The sequence below is a fragment of the Butyrivibrio sp. LB2008 genome (genome assembly GCF_000621565.1).
Classification (GTDB): domain Bacteria; phylum Bacillota; class Clostridia; order Lachnospirales; family Lachnospiraceae; genus Butyrivibrio.
This window is the reverse complement of record NZ_JHXZ01000012.1, coordinates 164200-184276: the sequence shown is the minus strand read 5'-3', so window position 1 is coordinate 184276 and position 20077 is coordinate 164200. Positions and strand designations below refer to the sequence as shown.

20 protein-coding genes are annotated in these 20077 nt (G+C 39.3%); 5 read left to right on the top strand and 15 right to left on the bottom strand.

Annotated features, from left to right (window positions below; translation table 11 throughout):
- The 4 genes from T356_RS0102495 to T356_RS0102480 are packed head-to-tail and all read right to left on the bottom strand — an operon-like array spanning position 1 to position 3633.
- Positions 1 to 1641 (bottom strand): CotH kinase family protein, encoded by a 1641-nt coding sequence (locus T356_RS0102495; RefSeq protein ID WP_026513138.1) that lies wholly within the window; start codon positions 1639 to 1641, stop codon positions 1 to 3.
- Positions 1642 to 1665: 24 nt separating this feature from the next.
- Positions 1666 to 2352 (bottom strand): DUF4956 domain-containing protein, encoded by a 687-nt coding sequence (locus tag T356_RS0102490; RefSeq protein ID WP_026513137.1) that lies wholly within the window; start codon positions 2350 to 2352, stop codon positions 1666 to 1668.
- A gap of 49 nt (positions 2353 to 2401) precedes the next feature.
- A complete protein-coding gene (locus T356_RS0102485; protein ID WP_035780208.1) occupies positions 2402 to 3088 on the bottom strand; it encodes a polyphosphate polymerase domain-containing protein in 687 nt (228 codons plus the stop codon).
- 2 nt (positions 3089 to 3090) lie between these two features.
- Positions 3091 to 3633: a hypothetical protein gene (locus T356_RS0102480; protein WP_026513135.1), complete on the bottom strand. Its 543-nt coding sequence runs from the start codon at positions 3631 to 3633 to the stop codon at positions 3091 to 3093.
- Between the two features lie 259 nt (positions 3634 to 3892).
- On the opposite strand from T356_RS0102480, the gene T356_RS20995 reads away from it, so the two are divergent.
- Complete coding sequence (locus T356_RS20995; RefSeq protein WP_155838950.1) at positions 3893 to 4204, top strand: hypothetical protein; 312 nt, start codon at positions 3893 to 3895, stop codon at positions 4202 to 4204.
- 150 nt (positions 4205 to 4354) lie between these two features.
- A complete protein-coding gene (locus tag T356_RS0102470; protein ID WP_026513133.1) occupies positions 4355 to 4858 on the top strand; it encodes a hypothetical protein in 504 nt (167 codons plus the stop codon).
- Between the two features lie 65 nt (positions 4859 to 4923).
- On the opposite strand, the gene T356_RS0102465 is transcribed toward T356_RS0102470, so the two are convergent.
- From T356_RS0102465 to glyA, 5 genes are all read right to left on the bottom strand, one after another.
- Positions 4924 to 5784, bottom strand: a complete 861-nt coding sequence (locus T356_RS0102465) for a hypothetical protein (RefSeq protein ID WP_026513132.1) — start codon at positions 5782 to 5784, stop codon at positions 4924 to 4926.
- A gap of 146 nt (positions 5785 to 5930) precedes the next feature.
- Positions 5931 to 6599, bottom strand: coding sequence for a DUF4956 domain-containing protein (locus T356_RS0102460; RefSeq protein WP_026513131.1), 669 nt, complete (start codon positions 6597 to 6599; stop codon positions 5931 to 5933).
- Complete coding sequence (locus T356_RS0102455) at positions 6596 to 7321, bottom strand: polyphosphate polymerase domain-containing protein (protein WP_026513130.1); 726 nt, start codon at positions 7319 to 7321, stop codon at positions 6596 to 6598. Before T356_RS0102455 ends, T356_RS0102460 begins: the two co-directional genes overlap by 4 nt.
- A gap of 16 nt (positions 7322 to 7337) precedes the next feature.
- Positions 7338 to 8666, bottom strand: a complete 1329-nt coding sequence (locus T356_RS18100) for a glycoside hydrolase family 3 N-terminal domain-containing protein (RefSeq protein ID WP_051563097.1) — start codon at positions 8664 to 8666, stop codon at positions 7338 to 7340.
- Between the two features lie 709 nt (positions 8667 to 9375).
- Positions 9376 to 10614, bottom strand: a complete 1239-nt coding sequence (gene glyA, locus T356_RS0102445) for a serine hydroxymethyltransferase (RefSeq protein WP_026513129.1) — start codon at positions 10612 to 10614, stop codon at positions 9376 to 9378.
- A 134-nt stretch (positions 10615 to 10748) separates the two neighbouring features.
- On the opposite strand from glyA, the gene T356_RS0102440 reads away from it, so the two are divergent.
- Entirely contained in the window at positions 10749 to 11717 is a 969-nt protein-coding gene (locus T356_RS0102440; RefSeq protein ID WP_026513128.1) for a diacylglycerol/lipid kinase family protein, read from the top strand.
- A gap of 89 nt (positions 11718 to 11806) precedes the next feature.
- Here T356_RS0102440 and T356_RS0102435 read toward each other — a convergent pair whose 3' ends face one another.
- From T356_RS0102435 to holA, 4 genes are all read right to left on the bottom strand, one after another.
- Complete coding sequence (locus T356_RS0102435; protein WP_026513127.1) at positions 11807 to 12517, bottom strand: serine/threonine protein phosphatase; 711 nt, start codon at positions 12515 to 12517, stop codon at positions 11807 to 11809.
- A 62-nt stretch (positions 12518 to 12579) separates the two neighbouring features.
- On the bottom strand, positions 12580 to 13605 hold the full coding sequence (locus T356_RS0102430) for a glycosyltransferase family 2 protein (protein WP_026513126.1): 1026 nt from the start codon (positions 13603 to 13605) through the stop codon (positions 12580 to 12582).
- Positions 13606 to 13613: 8 nt separating this feature from the next.
- Positions 13614 to 14240, bottom strand: a complete 627-nt coding sequence (locus T356_RS0102425; RefSeq protein ID WP_051563096.1) for a DUF1653 domain-containing protein — start codon at positions 14238 to 14240, stop codon at positions 13614 to 13616.
- Between the two features lie 135 nt (positions 14241 to 14375).
- Complete coding sequence (holA, locus tag T356_RS0102420; protein ID WP_051563095.1) at positions 14376 to 15398, bottom strand: DNA polymerase III subunit delta; 1023 nt, start codon at positions 15396 to 15398, stop codon at positions 14376 to 14378.
- Positions 15399 to 15522: 124 nt separating this feature from the next.
- Here holA and T356_RS21790 point away from each other — a divergent pair, with 124 nt between their 5' ends.
- Together T356_RS21790 and T356_RS0102410 are read left to right on the top strand one after the other, a co-directional pair.
- Positions 15523 to 15906 carry a DUF2752 domain-containing protein gene (locus T356_RS21790; RefSeq protein ID WP_081777717.1) on the top strand — a complete coding sequence of 128 codons (384 nt, stop codon included), beginning with the start codon at positions 15523 to 15525 and terminating at the stop codon, positions 15904 to 15906.
- 13 nt (positions 15907 to 15919) lie between these two features.
- Entirely contained in the window at positions 15920 to 16522 is a 603-nt protein-coding gene (locus tag T356_RS0102410; RefSeq protein ID WP_026513122.1) for a DUF4234 domain-containing protein, read from the top strand.
- A 310-nt stretch (positions 16523 to 16832) separates the two neighbouring features.
- Here T356_RS0102410 and T356_RS0102405 read toward each other — a convergent pair whose 3' ends face one another.
- Both T356_RS0102405 and T356_RS0102400 read right to left on the bottom strand, forming a co-directional pair.
- Positions 16833 to 19091 (bottom strand): DNA internalization-related competence protein ComEC/Rec2, encoded by a 2259-nt coding sequence (locus tag T356_RS0102405; protein ID WP_026513121.1) that lies wholly within the window; start codon positions 19089 to 19091, stop codon positions 16833 to 16835.
- A gap of 14 nt (positions 19092 to 19105) precedes the next feature.
- Entirely contained in the window at positions 19106 to 20071 is a 966-nt protein-coding gene (locus T356_RS0102400) for a GerMN domain-containing protein (RefSeq protein ID WP_026513120.1), read from the bottom strand.
- Between the last annotated feature and the right edge of the window lie 6 nt (positions 20072 to 20077).

The following is a 20077-nucleotide window of genomic DNA, read 5'->3' as shown; positions in this document are numbered from 1 at the left end:
TTACCCCTTTCTCTGAATCAGATATGACGGAATGATAAGCAGTAACAAAGCAGCGATAAGAAGAAGCTCTCTTATTCCGCCGACAGATGTATCATACTCTGCCCCGTCAAGTAGCTTGCCTAGATCCACCTGGACCATTTTGCCGTGCTTCTGGATGAAACTCTTGATAACATAGATTTCATCCAAATAATCATCCGTAAATCTGGATAATGTCACATCGTCTTTTGTATATGATTCAAGGTGATAGTTGCCCGGATTATCCGATGTAGGATCGAGATAATCATCGGCCCATCTGTACCACTCTCTTACCTGTGCGGATTTAAGATATGCAGTGGTCTCATCTATCACATCAAATATATGCTCTTCAGAAAGCTGATTCTGACGAAGATATGCAAATCTGTTCTTAAGAAGCTTCATGAACTTCTTATCATTGCATATCTGCGCATAAATATCTCTTGTCTGGAATGCAAGATCATCAAGATCCATCTCAACAAGAGGGTTGTTATTCATAGCCTGATCATAATCCCATACAGGTCCGATCTTGAGCTTCTCGCCCGAGTTCTTGTACATATATGTTGAATGCTTACCGGCATCGTAGTTTCCGAAAAACTCATTTATCAGGAAGTAATCTGCAAATGACATTGTATCGATATATCTGTCATATGTTCTGAATATTGAGTAATCCTTAGAATAAATAACTCTCTCCATCTTGGAGAAATCTTTTTCAATGTACTTCTTGGTTTCATCAGTCAGTTTTGACTGAGAAGGATACTTAAGACCAATCCAGTTATCATAAGGCTTTACTTCGCTTGTGACATTGCCTGAAAGTCTACCGTATGTTTCAAGCATAGGATCAAGTGATGTCTGTCTGTCTCTTCTTACAAGATAACTTGAGTAGACATTCTTGGGATTGTACTTGTCAATCTTAAGCCTGTCATCTCCTCTTGAAATAGTCTCCATAAGAAGATATACACCCTGATATGTATATGAACCGTTTTGTTCCATTAAGACTTCACAGAATCTGCTGTCGGGAGCCATATTATTGCCGCCTATCTCAGATGCGATCCTGTAAGCAAGATAATTCCTTATCATGCTCTTGTCAGCCATACTTCCGTTAAGAACCCACTCAGAGCCTTTACCCATTCCAAGGATATCCAAGTCATTCTCTTCTCCGTTGGCAAAAACGGTCTTGATCTTATACTGCTTTTTATCATATCCGATAGATGAATGTCCCTTCATCTTGATACGGATATTACTGTTAAATGAAACGGGAGTAGCAAGTGTATTATCTCCTGCTCCGCCGTCAATTATCCTGATATTCCCTGATACATAGGGATCTTCACCGGAAAGGATCTCCTGACCTTCTCTGTATTTCTTATATGCAGGCATTTCTTTATCAACTGACAGCACAACGATGGGAAGGTTTGTATGGAAACCTTCTTTTACCTTGTATTCACTGTCAATATAACCGATAGGATCGTCAGTTGATGAATCGGGAATAAGTGTTTCATATGTTCCGGCGGATTTTTCTGTCAAAGTCTCACCCGAACTGAAAACACTAAGCATTCCCATGACCACAATAACAAGAAGGAAAAGGGCAACAAGAACCTTTCTTTCATTAAACTGAAATTTCTTACTCATTGGTAGCCCCATTCACTCTTCTAATTACTGATTGATCTCTTCGTCCTGTCTTACAAGACTAACTGTCTTAATTCCAACCTTTGCTGAGAAGTTGGGAACAAATGCTCCGTTAGCCTGCTCACGCTTCTTGAGAATAGTCTCAGAAATTTCATAGATAAGCTCAGCAACGTTCTTGTCCTTGTTAACGTTCTGAAGCTTCATAACGGCCTTTCCTGCAAAGAAAGATGTGATTTCCTTGTCGATATCTTCTACTTTGTCTGCCTCTGCCTTCATAACGATCATGATTCTCTCGTTATCTCTTACAACACCGAAGAATACAAGGAATACAAAGATGATGAATGTTCCGATTCCTGCCATAACATAATCGGATACACCGCAAGTGATACCAATCGCAATTGCCCAAAAGATATATGCTGTATCTCTGGGATCCTTGATAGCTGTTCTGAAACGAACAATTGACAATGCTCCTACCATACCGAGTGACAATGCAATATTGTTACCGATAACATTCATAACAAGTGTTGTTACAAGTGCAAGCATAACAAGTGAAACGTTGAATTTGCGGCTGTATACAGCTCCTGAATGTGACACTCTGTATGATATGAAGATCATAAGACTGAGAATGCATGCTGCAACAAAGTTCATGATAACATTCTCAATTGATAAACTGCTTACTTCGTCCATTAAACTGGTGTAAAGATACTCTTTCATTTTTAACTCTCTCTTTCTCTTTCTCGTTTTTCTTTCTCAATTATTCCTTTTATTTAGCAAATGATCTTGAACGTCCGTACTTACTGTTTGATACTCTCGGCTTGTCTACAATATCAAGCGTCTGCTTAATATATGAGAATAAGAAACCGTTGTACTTAACTTCCATTGTAGTTTCAGAAGGATCTGCAACTCTGTATGTTTCTATATCATCCTTAAAAAACTGCGATGGATCTTCCAACGCTCTAAGATTCATATCAAACGTTATTCTTATATCGTTGAACTGGTTCATAAATGCCATTCTGTCATATTCAACGATACATTTCGGAACATATCCTTTCGTACACATGAAAGTATATAATCCGTGAGCCAAATGCTCAGGTCTCTCAAGCAGGAATGTATAGTCCCCATCTATCATACTTTCCGCTTCTTCAAGACTAAGGCTGAGTGATCTCTTTCTCTGGAAATCGCCTTCTTTTGCTTTAAGCTCAAGCTTAATGATATTGGTCTGTCCGTCATAGATTCTCATTCTGATCTTCTGTCTCTTGTCCAGACCGTCAAGCTTTTCCATATAATCATTATCATGGAATGTGTCAAAATAAAGTGATCTTATTGTATAACCGCCGCCGTCTCTATTATGTGGATCGGCGTCCATGATTTTCTCAAGCTTGCTCTTGTAAAGGTATATCTCATCTGTTCCAATGATATACTTTAATTCTTTTCTACTTACGTCAAGCATATTCACCTCCCATAATATATATCATCATAGGTGCGGAACTGAATATCTTCTCCTTTTGAGCGCATCTGTATGAGATAGCCCAAAACCACAAATACCGCAACGATTCCTGCGTCAACCGCAATATCGTTGTAGACACTTGTATAAAGAACAGTAAACATCACTCCTGCTCCTATAATAGGCGCAATCAAACGGGTAAACCGTCCCGGTCCTGTTTTCTTGCCGTTCTTTTCGATTTTCTTCTTTTCTATAAGTCCTAACAGACCTACCAGAATACTCATTACGACAAAATCAAACAATACCAGTAAAAACATCTTCAGTGCAGGACTTTGAACCAATGGGTCCAATACGATCATTCCTGCCGCAGCCAGTCCGGTCGCAATCAGGATCTCTGCAATCACCTTGAAAGCTTTGTGTCCGAAAAGACACATTGTTATCGAAAACAGCATCGCTACGATGATCGCAATGAAGAGGATCGAATCTTTAGTAAAATAAAGATCATAGTCCACTTTGGGTAATTCAATAACCAGTTTTTCTTTCGTAAACATTAACAAATACCACCGTTTTCACATTTTAAACACATTTTTACCACACAACGTTCACGATTATACATCATTTTTCTTCAAGATGGTAGTCTTTTTTTGAAAAAATTAATTTTTTTATAAAAAATTATTAAAATAGCATTTACATCACGCTCTACGACTGCTTCGAAAATAATTTTAAGTAGTTTGTTGACATGTATATCCAATTATGTTATAACTGTACTAACACTACTAATACACGATTCCATTTCGGAGGTTTGAATATATGAAACATAAATTGATAGCAATGGCAATAGTAACTACTATGTCTTTTACACTTATGGCATGTCAGTCATCGGCAGCAACATCCGAGTCAGACACAAATATTGAAGATACAGCGTCCCCTTCGGATGCTACCCCTTCATTAGATACGGATTCTTCATTCACTGGAGAAGATGACTCGTCATCTCCTTCAGATGCCGCATCTACGGGGTCCTCTCTTTCTTCATCAAGTAGCATCACTGCTGACGGAAATATAGGGAACGTTGGTATCTCAGCAATCTTATCTGCCGGCACTGACATCGCCATAACTTACTAAACAGAAGTCTCACTTTAGGGGTGATTAAACGACTCTGTATACAAAAACACCCGCTTGAGATTATCAAAATCAAGTGACCTCCTTCTGCTGATGCGATAATCTCACAGTGGGTTAGCCTTAATTTTTTTAGCATTATATAGGGAAAACAATATGGATACTATTATGAATAAAAAGAGTTTTATTAATGAACATTCAGACGAAGACTCTTGCACAGTAGATGTATGTAAGATTGTAATTGTATACGGCACAATCTTTTGTATATGTGCCTACAATATTATTCACACTCTTTCATCTCTACTCTGGGCTTTCCCCTTTGACCTAAATATCAAGCCCGGTGAATCGATAATGACAAAGCTTGCAGTTTTCGATATTGTAGAAATTATAATTCACATTGCTGTTACAGTGATGTGCGCAGTTGCATTCAATGCAATCTTCAAAAAGAGCAGGTCATCCGAGCTGTTTGCAATCAGCCCCCTCGTGCTCGGATTCATTGGCTTTACTATAAAATCAGTTTTGTACAGAAGTTTGTTCCATACCATGTACAAAATGCCCTGGCAAAACAACCTATTCATTTTATTGACCCTTGCACTTATTTCAATTAATATTTTTTATTTCAAAAAAGAGAGCATAATATCACTGCTCAGCAAATTGTAAGACAAAAAATTTCGGCTCAGAACCATATTTAAAAGTTCTGAGCCGTTTCTTTTATTTATTATAGTTTAACCGTTTGCAAAAAGATTATCTGCGTTCTGCATAGCCTGAAGACGCACATCGATAGGCACGGTACCTTCACCCTCCAAAACATCACCGTTCTGAATTGTATTTACCGCCTCGGCAGTTCTTTCAAGATTACTGCTCTCTGCCTCTTCTTCTATTATCTTTCTGGTATTATCATTGGCACTTTCAAGTCTTGCTTCTCTGGCAGCATCTCTTGCTTCAATTTCCTGATTGTATTCAATCTGTGAAACATCACCTCTTAAATACATCTGCTGCAGTTGTGCATCTGTGTAGCCCGCATAAGCACTTGAACCTGCCTGTGTGATCTTCTCCTGATTCTTTCTGTTATAGAGTCCGGGATCACTCTCTTCGATAGTCTGTCTCTTAGCGTTTTCAGCTGCCTGTTTAGCAAGTTTTTCTCTCTCTCCTTTATCAGTAAGATCAATCTTGCTTCTCTTCTGCTCTTCTGCAGCAGCTTGTGCAGCCTCTGTCTCCTTTTTCTTTTCGGGAAGATCAATGTTGGGAACAGCTTCTTTTTCCCGTTTATCATTTGCTGCCTTAACAGCATCATAAATGGTTGCGGCGCTGTCTTTCTCATCCGCCTTAAGGTCTGACTTATCATTCTTTACACGAACTGTATCACCATCACCGGATTGCGCTATAATAGGTCCATATTCCGATGCTTTGACTTCTTCCGCTTTAGCAAGCGCGTCCTTCGCTATGCCCTGCTCTTTTTCATCGGGATTCCTATTCTGTGTATCTGTACTCTTTGCATCTGCCGTTTTCTGGAGCTCAATACCACGTGTATTTACGGATGAATTCAGCGAATTTGATATCTGACTTCTAATACTAATATCTGCCATATTACCTCCTTCACTTTGCATCGGCACGTAGTAAAGTAAAAAACCGTGCAAAGATTCCATCCTATATTTCCACCCTCATTTTACTCCCCTTGAACGAAAATAAAAAGGCATGAACACGATATTTAATAACCTTTTAATAAATGGGATCAGTTATATTCTCCGTTGTACTGGATAAATGTTACATCTTTTACACTGTCAATACTTCTGAGTGACTGCTCAAAATCGAATATATCATTCTTTACATATACTTCAACAGCAAGCTCTGTTGTGTTTCCGCGAATAGTCTTGGATTTTACAAAATGTTTGGTCTTCTCAAAAGCTTTGGCTACAAGATCAGCCGTATCGTCGCCTTCATAATGGATAACGGCAACATAAACCTGTCCGGCTGTAGACTTTGCATAAAAGCATATGATCATTGCTATCATAATGACTGCAGAAACGATAGTAAGTCCGTACATTCCCGCACCTGCTGTAATTCCGGTAGTGATGGCCCAGAACAGATACAGAAGATCGAGCGGATCTTTTATTGCAGTTCTGAATCTTACGATAGAAAGCGCACCGACCATACCTAGTGATATTACGACATTTGTGCTGATCGCAAGAGTTACCATGCATGTAAGAACACACATACCGATAAGTGTTATCGCAAAGTTTTTAGAAAAAACAACTCCCGCAAAAAATTTCTTGTAAACCAGGAATATCATTATTCCCAAAAGAAGTGCCACGATAAGTGAGAATGCGATTTTCCCAAGATCGTATCCCGAATATGCATCGGAATTTAAAATAGATTTTTTTATAACATCTTTTATGCTCATATAAGACTCCTCTCGTCCTTGTAGTATTCGTATCCGTTTAAATATTGCGTTTTGTCACAACAAAGAACATACTTTGAAGCCGCAACAAATTCGCTTGTGTGGGGAGGCGCCAAATCTTTTACGATCTTAGGCAAAAACTCCGTAAACTTGATCTCCATTATCATTTTGTCCGAAGGAAGTGCCGAAAGCGTCGGAAGATTCGCATCAAATATATCAAAGCCTCCTATAGCCGCTCTCACTCTCTTGTCAAAAGTTATCCTTACAGTTCCCGCATCCATAACATACGGGGTTCTGTCATAGTCCACAATAACTCTGGGACGCATAAAATTACTTATGCACTCATAATAGAACTCTCTGCAGAGATTATTCTCACTCTTTAATAAAAAGCCGTAATCGCCTTCGAGAATCTTATATACTTCCTCTTTTGTCAGTTTTGCAGCCTCTTTAAAAATATAACTGCCCTTTTTGAGCTTTCGCTCAAGCTTGATGCTTGAATCGGAAAAATTATATATTCTGATACGGTATTTTTTCCTAAAAAACACGCCTATGTCTTTTTCTTCATAGGCGCTGTTCTTTATATCATCAAAATACAGGCTTCGAATAACATATTCTCCGTTCACCGCGTTGGGATCCATATGGAAATACGGATTCATACGGGTTTTCAGAGCTTCATACTCACCGTAATTTATCAGGTATTTCCATTCGTTTCTGTATTTATTCATTATGCCACCGTTTAAATCAACCTACGTTATCTTTCTGTTCTTCCGCAAACATATCAAGTCTGCCGGCATACTTGATCCTGAAGATTCTTCTGAGTGACTCGTTGATCCTGTCCTCAGTTATTGTTCCGTCGTTGACAGCCTTCAGTACTCCTTCATATGCTTTCTTAAAATCTTCGGGAAGATAGATCATATCCGCTCCGGCTTTAATAGCTGCAACCGCCGCTTCATCAGCGGAGTAATACTTGGTTATGGCTGATGTGTTAAGCGCATCGGTAAGTACTATGCCGTCAAATCCCAAATGGTTTCTAAGCTGTCCGGTAACCATCTTCTCTGACAGACAAGCAGGTGTATCATCGCCGTCAACATTGGGATAAGATGCTCCCGTAACCATGATTGCATTTACAGAATCGTTCTTAACCGCTTCCTCAAAGATCTGATACTCGGAAGACTCAAGATCTGTCACACTTTTTCCAACCTCAGCCTTTCCGCGTGAAGTATCCGCCTTAGCAGGAAAAGCATTAAGACAAGCTGTCATTCCCGATTCCTGCAAACCGGATGAAAAAGAAACCGCTATATCCTTAACCTTATCAAAATCCTTTTCATCCTTATCATTGCCTGAAAAATCAATTACAGGAGAAAGATTAAAGTTAAAGCCATACTTATACATTGCACTTCCGATAGCTTTTGCATTGTCACGTGCAGAATCAGAATCGGTAACATCCGTTATTCCTTCAATACCGATATTTGAAGATATTGCACCGTTCTTGCTTCCATCTTCCGCAACCAAAGTAAACACAGGATACTTACTCATAGAGGAAGTCGTATCCAGCATTTCCGTAATCTGCTCTTCATTTTTAATATTTTTTGAAAAATAAACCATTCCGCCGACAGCGTAATTCATAAGAGCTTCTTGTGTTCCGCTCCCCGCCTTGACGGCTGTAGACACTCCCGTAAGCTGCTCGGGAGTTACGATAAAGAGTCCCGCAACCCTATCCTCCAAAGGCATATCACTTATGCATGTGTCAATCACATAATTAAGGCGATCGTCAGCAGACATTTCAAGCTCCTGCGCTTCATCTCCTCCAAATGCTTCCGGAGTCTCGATAACAACCTCCTCCGAAGTCATTTCCGCAGCTGCCATCATTTCCTCATCCTTTGGTTTTACAAACTTAAATACTTTATTTAGGGAATATACCGTTATGAAAACCAAGGCTGTGGCTACGATTGTTACGCCTGCCAAAATCAAATATGCCGTTCTTTGGTTTCGCTTTCTTCTAAGTCTCCTCTCAAGTCTTTTTTGGTCTAAAACTTGCTCATCCATTTCACTCATATCCCCATTATTCATTTATACTTCCCCATTATTTTAACACATAAGTAAGCATAATCAAAGGGCAGAAGCTTCATCTTTTTACCTGCTTCTGCCCTATACCGAGTACTCTTCTGAACTTAAATTTTCCATGTCCAATGGACCGTCCTCCAATTTCCCAGCTACAATCTTTCCATTCATTTTTGCATTCAGATGCTGTGGTTGCAAGATCTTGATATTGTCATGACCACAAATCATGTACCGGAAGAGCTGAAATTAAATTCTAAAACAATACCTAATCAATTAGTTCAAAATAAATATTTTGGTGGTCTGTACCATCCTTTCCCTGAATATTTTAATTAACTATCCCTTTGGACCGTACCTCCTTTTCTTTCTCCCTGCTCTTTCGATCTAAAGAACTCTCAGGAGAAGTATTCTTTATATCAATCCCTTTTCTTTATCTGTTTTCATTATATTTATGCCATCTTAATTTGTCAAGACATTTTATAATAATTCTTCTATTATTTTGATTATTAGTTTATAATTGTTAAATATTCTGTGTATATTCTAAATTGTATGTACATTACAATCAATTCTGCATATTCATTCCCGGGCAAAAGAGCTCCAGTAAAAAAGCTGATTATAAAAGAAAAAATTGTCACACATTTAAGATGCGGACAATTTTTCCAATTAAATAATTAATGATATTTTATTTTATTATTTGACAATATTACTTAATGTCTTTGAATCAATCAAGAGGATACTTATCTGTAAGCTTCTTAATGATAGCGCGTGCTTCGTCATTCTTCTCGCCCTTATTCTTGATAACAACAGCGATAGCCTCAGCGATCTGATCCATATCTTCTGTATTCATTCCTCTTGTTGTTACGGCAGGAGTTCCGAGACGGATTCCGCTTGTAACAAAAGGTGACTGCTGCTCGTTAGGAATAGTATTCTTGTTAGCTGTGATATGAGCATCATCAAGCCAAGCCTCTACTTCCTTACCTGTAAGACCAAAGTTTGTGAGATCGACAAGCATAAGGTGGTTGTCTGTACCGCCTGATACGATCTTAACGCCTCTCTTCATGAGACCGTTGCAAAGAGCCTTTGCATTCTCAACAACATTCTTTGCATATTCTGTAAATTCAGGTGAAAGAGCTTCCTTGAAGCAAACAGCCTTAGCTGCGATAACATGCTCAAGAGGGCCGCCCTGGATTCCGGGGAATACAGCCTTGTTGATCTTGAACTTGTCCTGAGCAGACTGATTCCAAAGGATAAGTCCTCCTCTGGGTCCTCTGAGAGTCTTATGAGTTGTTGTTGTAACAACATCTGCATAAGGGAAAGGACTGGGATGAACACCTGCAGCAACAAGACCTGCAATATGAGCCATATCAACCATGAGGATTGCTCCGCAGGCATCGGCAGCTTCTCTGAACTTCTTGAAATCAATTGTTCTGCAGTAAGCAGATGCACCTGCAATGATGAGCTTGGGCTTGTGCTCTACGGCAAGTTTGTACATCTCTTCGTAGTCAAGCACACCGTTATCGTCAACTCCGTAAGGAACCACATTGAAATATGTTCCGGAAATGTTAGCCGGACTTCCGTGTGTAAGATGTCCGCCCTGGCTGAGATTCATACCCATGATCGTATCACCGGGCTGTAAAAGAGCGAACTGAACTGCCAGATTAGCCTGTGCACCTGAATGAGGCTGAACATTTGCATAATCACAATGAAAAAGCTCTTTTGCTCTCTCGATAGCGATCTTCTCAACTTCATCCACTACGTGACATCCGCCATAATATCTTTTTCCCGGTAAGCCCTCTGCGTATTTATTTGTGAGCGGGCTTCCCATAGCAGCCATAACTGCCTTGCTTGTCCAGTTTTCTGATGCGATAAGCTCGATGTGATTGTTCTGGCGTTCTACTTCAGCCTCTATCAAAGAAGCGATTTCAGGGTCAATCTTTTTGACTTCATCCAATGAATACATTTCTGTTCCTCCGAATAAATATGTTAAAATTCGTCAATTTAATGCGTTAAAGCAATATCTCGAATATCGTACCATATCTGTGAAAATAATGCTATAATGTTTTCAATTAATTATTTTTTTAACAGAGGAAGCATATGTATTACTGTATAATCAATCCATCAGCAAGATCTGGCATAGGAAAAGACATATGGACCGGCCTCGAATACAAGTTTATCTCTGCAGGGTTGGATTACAATCCCGTCTTCACCCAAGGTCCCGGACATGCAACAAAACTAATGTCACAGTTCATAGAATCCGCAAAGGACAGCGAACTCCCGATAAAAGTCATAGTTCTTGGAGGCGACGGAACCCTTAACGAAGCAATAAACGGAATCACTGATTTTGAAAAAGTAATCGTCGGCTTTGTTCCGCTCGGATCGAGCAATGATTTCTCAAGAGATCTGAACTATCCCAAAGAGTATGATGACCTTCTTGAACGTATAATAGACGGTCAGGTCATAAGAACACTCGATATCGGAAAGCTCACTTACGGTTCCATGACAAAACCTATTTCAAGATTATGCAATGATGCCCCTGAGAAAGTCAGATATTTCGGTGTAAGTTCCGGAATCGGATTCGATGCGGCCGTATGTGAAGAAGCCTTAGCTTCAGGCACCAAGAATTTCCTGAACAAGATCGGGCTCGGCAAACTGACATATGGAATAATCGCAATAAAACAGCTTCTTAAAGCTGATAAGATTCCCTGCGATATCGAATTTGACAACGGCAGAAAAGTTCATCTGTCACACTTTCTTTTTATCGCATCGATGATACACCACCACGAAGGCGGCGGTTTTAGACTTGCTCCAAAGGCAAACCTCACCGACGGAAGATTCGATCTTTGCATCGTCGGAGACATGAAAAGAGCTAAAATGTTACTTGCTCTCCCGTTTTCTTTCTTCGGACTGCACTATATTTTCAAGGGTGTATACAAATACAGATCATCCAAAATACACATTAAGACCATGATCCCCATGTGGGTTCACACCGATGGCGAAGTATCGGTAAAATCCGATGACATAACATTAGAATGCTTAAAGCAAAAGCTTCGCCTCATGACATAATAATTATTTGGATTTTTAAGAAAAAAACAGCTCCTGCCTATTCATTTTCGAATAAGCAGGAGCTTTTCTTTTGTCTTAAACTACTAAATTCAATTGTATCTGAACGCAAGCTTCTCTTCTTTTCTTCTGCAGAAATTCTCTATGGCAGAAGTTCTGTAATAGAAAATGTAGAAAAATACCGCCATAAGAATTGCAGTTACAACATCATATGCAGAATGCTGCTTTACAAACATTGTTGAAAGAATTATAAGCACTCCCAAAATGTCACTAGCAATCTTTAAAGGCATTTTCATTCTCTTGCTTCTACGAACGGCAATCATGGTTCCAATCGAATTATATACATGAATACTCGGCCAAAGATTGGTCGCTGTATCTTTCCTATATATGATCTGTACCAGCGATGTAAATATATTGTCCCTGGGCATAACTATCGGTCTTAGATGATGCATATTTGGGAAGAATGTTGAGATCAAAAGAAACAACGTCATTCCTGTAATCAGGAAAAAGAAGTTCTTGTAATACTCTTCAACATCCAATGTCACCAAAAAGAACAACAACGTAAGCGATACATAAAAGAACCATAAATAATATGGGACAATAAACGCTTCCACGAATGGAATCTTATCATCAATAACTGTATGAATAACAGCATAATGTGAAAATCTGTGTTTCTCTATTATTGAGAACCAGGTAATATACAAAGCACCATACATAAGAAGCGGCATTGCCATTCTCAATACATCCCTGAAATAGTCCTTGTCAACCTTGTTGCCGACAAGTTTCTCGAATATATTTTTCATAATTTCCTCATAGGTGTGTTTGCTACATCTGTATCTCAAACTACTCTATCACTTTATTGCAATTAATTAAAGTGAAAAATTTTCTGTAATAACTTGTAACCTGCCAGAGTTATCTTTCTACCGCCTTTTCCGGGCAAATAAATATATGTGCCCTCAATACTGTATCTGATTTTGACATATAACCAGTAATTTTTATCCTTAATATAGTTCAAAAGATCTTTTCTCTTGGCAAGATTCTCAGGTGTATCCTCTGTTATAAGGAGCACCGAAGAAATAGCAGTAATAATCTCCAGATAATTAAACATATATCTGTGTCTCTCAGCCTGTGACTTGATCATTCCTATATTCTCAACATAATAATCGATCATTAGCTTATTAACCCTGATCTGCTGATCGATACGTGAGAGCATGATCTTCTGATTAACAGACTGATCTTCGCGCCCGATGTAATAATAATAAAAATTAACATCGAGATAATACATTGTCTTAACGAAAGGAAGCGGATTGAACACATAAATGTTATCAACATAGAATGTGTGCTCGGGGAGCTTTAATCCACACTGTTTCAAAAGCTTTGTTCTGAATATAACCGAGTGCATAAGAAGATAATGTCCCTTGGGAGTTCTCTTTATGTCTTTCCATGAAAAGAGCTCTTCAACAGGGAACATGGTTGTGTAGCGCATAACCTTATGTCTCTTCTCACCAACCTTGTTATATACAAAATTACTGATCAAAAGATCCAGCTGTGTGTCACCGCCCGCAAGTTCTGCAAGTGTAGACAGAATCTTTCTGTAAGCAATCTCTTTTACCCAGTCATCAGAATCAACTACCTTAAAGAAAAGTCCTGTAGCATTCTCTATGCCAGCGTTTACGGCACTACCATGTCCGCCGTTAGGCTTATGAACCGCCTTTACGATTGTTGGATATTTTGCCGCATATTCATCGGCTATCTCCGCTGTTCTGTCTTTTGATCCGTCATCAACGATAATTATTTCTACATCCTCACCGCCAACAAGTAACGACTCTATGCACTTTGACATATACGCTTCTGAATTGTAGCAGGGAATCGCAACTGAAAGTAATTTCATATTTGTATTTAACTCCTTAATCTGGTACTTTCATATTTTTCCATCGTTGTCAGGCAGTTTCTAAGATCGTTGTATCTGCCGTCAACGTCCCCCTCATTAATAACAACACCTACAGACATTGCCATTATATCAATCATATCGTTTGTAATAATAGGATGAAGCTTGCAAAGAATATCATTCTTTTCTGCAGCAAGATCTGCATCCAGAAACTTGATAACGAGCGGATCCAGATTGAGGTCACGCGCTTCATCGTCAATGCTCTTCTCCATAACTTTGGAGCGTTCATATGAAGTATCTACATTAAACTTTGGTGCAACCCCTTTTTTCTCTTCGTTTACTTTGCCTGTCTCATTTATATCGCTCATATCTTTGTTCTCGCTTTTCTCAAGTTTTACGGTTTTTTCGGTTACTTTTTCTTTCTCATCGTCTTTTGCGGTCTCAATGGCCTTTTCGCCTTTGACAACCTGTTCAAAACGATATTTCTGCTGCACATCCGGATACTTATTTCTGTCAACTTCCGACATAAACATTGAAAGCGGTCTGCAATAAACCGAATAATCTCCGTAAAGCGCTTGATATACCACCATCTCTTCCCTTGTCTCAGAGTGGATCGCGATGGTGACGATCTGATACATTTTCCCCTTAAAATGCCTGTATAAATCCTGGGGTTTTGGTAATGGTCTTTCCAAAATCTACCTCCCTAATAAGCGTAAATACTGCTTTAATCAGTATTTTTTTAGTATAAGCCCAAAACACTTCTTTTTCAAATATCATTTATTTCCGTTCCCGGTACAGCCAATTATTACCATTTCAACGCTGATGACATAATCAAGTTTCCCCGTCTTGACCGCTTCGTCATTTGCAGCGCACATTTCAAGAACATCTCTGAGTTCATCAAAAGTGTAATTGCCTGACCATCCGATATATTTGTTTACAAGAAAAGGTGCAAGTCCGACAGCACTCGCAATCTGTGCCTTATCCTTGTGATTTTGGGTCATCTCTTTTATCTGGAGCATAAGATTAAACTGCCTGGTTATAAGTGCAAGTATCTTGGCAGGTGGTTCCTTGAGCGCAAGCAGGTCGTAGTACAGGTTGATCGCTACAGTTCTTTTCCTCTCTACGATTGCATCCGTCATGGCAAAGATACGGCCGGTAAGCCAGTTTGCACATACAGTTTCTACATCTTCATCCGTGATCTCACTTCTGTCTATACAATAGCAGACAAGCTTCTCTATTTCAGTGCTGATATTGGACATATCCGTTCCGACACGTCCAAGGAACAACGCAAGAGCACGTGGAGTTATGGTCTTGCCTTCAGCCTTAAGCTTCCCGGCTATCCATCTTCTCAAAGTCTCTTCACTCTGTTCATCGCAACTGATCTCAAGTCCAAGTTTAGAGGCAGCTTTATAAATGTCTTTTCTCTTGTCTACTTCCTTCTCCACGAAGATAAAAAAAGTGGTCTCTGAGGGGCTCTTCAGATACTCCGCAAGTTCAGGACATCCGCTCTTAAAAAATCCGCTGTTCTCAACAAGAATCACTCTCTTATCGGACAAAAAAGGCATAGTCTCCGCCATGTCTATTATCTCAGCAGGATTGCATCCATCCCCTTCATATCTGGTAAAATTCATCGAAGCGCCGTCGACACCCATTGCCTTAATAAGCTTATCCTTATTCTGGAGTCTCAGATAAGCTTCATCTCCGTATAAAAGATAGCAAGGTCTGAAATTTCCGCTTGCTATGTCATCATTTATCTGTCTTTGTTTAGCCGGAAAATCCGATGTCTTAACTGCCATAAATAATCACACTCCAATCAATATGTTACCACAGATGCTCCAAAAACTCATCTCATATATAGACTTTAAAGCGATGTAATTGTATAACTCTATATAGATTCTTTTTTACGTCAGTGAGGTTGTCATGAAAAAAGATTTTTTTATAGTGTCAGGTTTTATTTTCGCTATATATTTTATTTTTCATATCACCGGGATCGGATGTCCCATAAAATATCTGACAGGCATATCCTGCCTCGGCTGCGGTACAACAAGAGCCTGGTTTGCGCTTTTGAAAGGTGATATTTCCGGTGCGTTCAGATTCCACCCGCTCTTCTGGATGCCCATTCCGGCTGCATTTGTCGTTATATTCAAAAAAAACATCTCAAAAAAGCTATATAATGCTTCCATATTCCTTTGTTTTACCTTATACTTACTCGTGTATATTTTACGTATATTGTACTCTGACGGTTCGGTAGTGACCTGTATGCCGCGTCACGGTGCCATATATAAAATAATAACTTTACTCTAGGAGGAGACTATTTATGTTTTGTAAGAATTGTGGGAACGAAATACCTGAGGGATCAAAAATGTGCCCTTCCTGCGGAACACCTGTGGACTCATTGGCATCAGATCTTGTGAATGCGGCTGAGCAGACTTTTAATTCAGCAGAGCAGGAAGTATCAAACGCTTTCAACGATGTAAGAGATTCATTTAACGGAAACAATCAGTCATACATGGGGGCTACACCGCTTAAGACCGACAGAAGCCTTCTCATCTATATCCTCTTATCAATAGTTACATGTGGTATTTATTCATTATACTTTATATATTCACTTGCAAAAGACGTTAATATTGCATGTGCAGGTGACGGAAAAGAGACAGCAGGACTTGTTAAGCTGGTTCTTTTATCTATCGTAACATGTGGTATTTACGGCATTTACTGGTACTACGCTTTGGGAGACAGACTTCACGAGAACGCTCCCAGATATGGTCTCAACATCACAGAGACAGGTACAACAATGCTTCTTTGGATTCTTGTAGGTATGATTTTCGGTGGCGTAGGTACATATGTTGCCATGTACTTCATCATCAAGAACACAAATTCAATCTGCGCAGAATACAATCACATGAACGGAATGATGTAATTACGTGTCATTCGTACGCCCGGCCGCAAAGGTATATATTCGGGAATATGCTGTGTACGGCTGCGCAGTGAGTTTCATAATTTTATAAAAAACGGGAATGCCTCCTTTCGACGTTGCTCAGAGAAGTCGGCATTCCCGTTTTTTATAAAATTTGAAACTCATCTTGCTCGTCCGAAGACAGCATATTCCCGAATATATACCTTTGCGGCCGCGCTGTCTACAAAAGGCCGGTTAATGCAAAAAACTAGCTTCGCAACCCAGAATTTACTAAAAGAATGTTTATTCAACTAAACAAAATATTATGAGGAGATTATCCAGTTTCTTTCGAGCGAAAGAACTCTGCTTCTATCCCGTCGTTCTTAATTCTGAATATGACCGCGCCGGATTCGTCCGTTCTGTATATCTTAGAGCCGATATTCTCAAGTCTTTCAATAACTTCATCGTGCGGATGGCCGTATGTATTGTTCTCGCCGCAGCTTATTAGTGCGATCTTTGGTTTGATTAGGCTTAGAAATTCTTCATCAGTCGTATATTTAGAGCCGTGGTGTGCGACTTTGAGAAGCGTGATGTCTTCAAACAGGGCTGTATTATCACTTATGATCTTCTTTATGTTCTCCTGCCCTTCCTGTTCCACATCTCCGGTAAAAAGAGCTTTGAAGCTTCCTCTCTTCATAAGAAGTACCGTAGAATAAGCATTTGCTCCCTCTGTAGTCATATTCATATTGGGGTTTATGCATAAGAAGCTCGATTTACCTATGGTTATTTCTTCTCCTACTGAGATATATGAAACGGGAATTCCGATAGATTGTGCTCTCGTCTCAAGTTCCCTGTAATTTTCTCCTCTTGATGCATCTGAAACATCAGGTAAAATAAGCCTCTTTATTCTTATTCCGCCTTTTTCCATATCATCCATTATTTCAAGAAGCCCCGAAATATGATCCTTGTCTTCATGTGTAACAACCGCGGCATCAATACGTCCTATCCCCCTGTACTTAAGATAAGGAATTATGGAATATTTACCCACTTTCTTTTCAGATGAGCTTCCTCCGTCAATTAGTATCCGCTCTCTTCCATCTTCGATCACAATGCCGTCTCCCTGTCCGACATATAGAGCAGAAATCATCAGACCGGGTTTTGGAGTATATATCAAAAAAATTATTGATGCTGCCAGTAGCATTCGTCTTAAATATTTAGCCCGGACGTTTTTTCCAAGAAGTCCCGAAAGGCTGATTCCTACTGCAACACAATAACATGCGATCTTCACAGGCCCGGCGTGACCGATGTATAGCATATTTCCCGGAATTACCGTTTGAACGCAGCAGACCGTTTTATAAAAAATAAGAATTCCATGCGCAAGTATTCCCGGTAAAATTCCCGGAAGTCCCGGCGCAATAAGACATAATATCCCTGCGATCATAAGAATACTTACAAGAGGAACTATTATCATATTGGATATCAGAGAAAACAAAGGATATGTGTAATAGAAAAGAACATATATGGGAAGGGTGGATATCATTATAGAAAGGCCAAGAAGTATTCCCGAATGAATTTTTAGATATAATCTGAATCTCACAGTGTCTTCGTCTCCGGAAAACTTAAGTTTTCCACTTTTTCTTTTCTCAAAAAGCTTTTCCATCGAAGGCCTGACAACCGTAACACCTATTACTGCGCAAAACGAAAATAAAAAACCACTGTTATATAAATACAGCGGACAATCCAGAATAAGGAGAATCTCAGCAACCGCAAGCCCCGATAAGATATCATATGTTCTACCCAAAAGAGGCGCAAGCAGTCTTATCACGAACATGCATATAGCCCTGAAAGATGACGATCCTATTCCGCACATCTCTCCATAAAGATACATTACCACTATCGGGACTATTGTATATATAAACGGTGACAGCTTACATTTTCTTAAAGCCCTGTATATTCCCATTCCTATTATGGATATATGCAATCCGCTCACAGCAAGAATATGCATAATACCGCTGTTTTTATACATATCCTTTATATCATCGTCCATAAAAGCCTTATCTCCAAGGATCATAGCCTTTAATACAGCAGCATCGCTCTCAGCCAGAACGGGATTAAGATCAAGATTCTGTTCTAATAGCATCTTCAGAGAATATAGCTTTTCACGCAAGACATCTTCGCTTCTGTCACTCTCTGTAACCTCCGCGTTATTTAATTTAAATGCAATCTTAAGTGTCGCATAGTACAGGCGACTGTCAAATTCACCGGGGTTTCTGACTTCCTTAAAAGAAGTAAATTTCCCTCTTATCTTTACATGCTCGCCAACAGAAGGAACATATACCTCTCCCTCTTTTAAGCTGCACATTATATATTTCATTTTTCCGATTGAGATATTTTGTGGAACCACATAAATAATATTAAGACTATCACCTGACGGGCCGGGGCGGGCTTCTTTTCTGGTCACAACACCGGTAATAAAGCCCGTTTCTCCGTCCTTGAAATCAGGTATTTTATAAAAATCTGTCAAAGAAATTCTAAGATAAATAAAGACAATCGCCGTAATGACCAATGCAACAGGACATAACGGTCTTTTCAACTAAATGAAACTCCTTATCTCGAAATAATATCCAAATTCTGCTTGTAAGCACCTGAAATATTAAAATCCATATAGGTAAAAGAAGAATTGCCGTCAACAGAAATTACCACTCTGTCAACATTTGGAAACTCCGTCGCAGTATTCACTATAGAATATAGCGCCGTCTGTACAGTTACATTATTTGGCTGCGTAAGAAATGATGAGTCAAAATCAATGAAGCAAACTTTATCCTTGATATTTACGCTGTTTATCTTGGTATCCTTGTTGATAGTAGGAAATGCAACATCCGTATTCGGACCGTTTATAACCTGCTCAATGGCAATCTTCTCCATAGAGATATTACTGTTATAAACTATAGATCTGTAAACGGGTATAAGCTTATCTCCCGCTTCATTTGCAAAATAAAGCTTAAGCTCTTTCTTCTCATACGTATTTATCTCATTGCCGACATTATAGATAAAAGTATCCGCTTTCATGGGTCCTATCGGACTTCCTGAATGGTCCCTTAAGGGTTCCATATCTTTTTTACCGGGTTCCTTTTTGCCAACAAAAAAGTATACATACTTAATAGGTTCGAGCTGAGTGAACGTCCTTACTATCGCAGCTCTTCCCAGAACTTCTCTCGTTGTACCGATCTTATTGTACTGTGCGCCAAATTCAAAACTTAATACATTTCCGACCACTCTGAAACTAAGAGGGCTTGCATCCCCTGAAAGAGGAGCTTCGTACAAGCTCTTTCCGGGGCTGTTCTCAAGCATTTCCTGAAGTTCATTGACAGCTCCGTCTATATCTTCATTTGGATCGGTCTTGAGCTCATATTCCTTGGAAACAATACTCGTCTCATCGGTTGTAACATAGAAAACATTTATCTTGTTATCCGCTACATCCTCCTTTTGTCCACAGGAAACCAAACAAAAAGATGCCAAAAACATTGCTGTGCCCAACAATATTCTATTTTTAGTAAAACATCCGGTTTTCATAACACA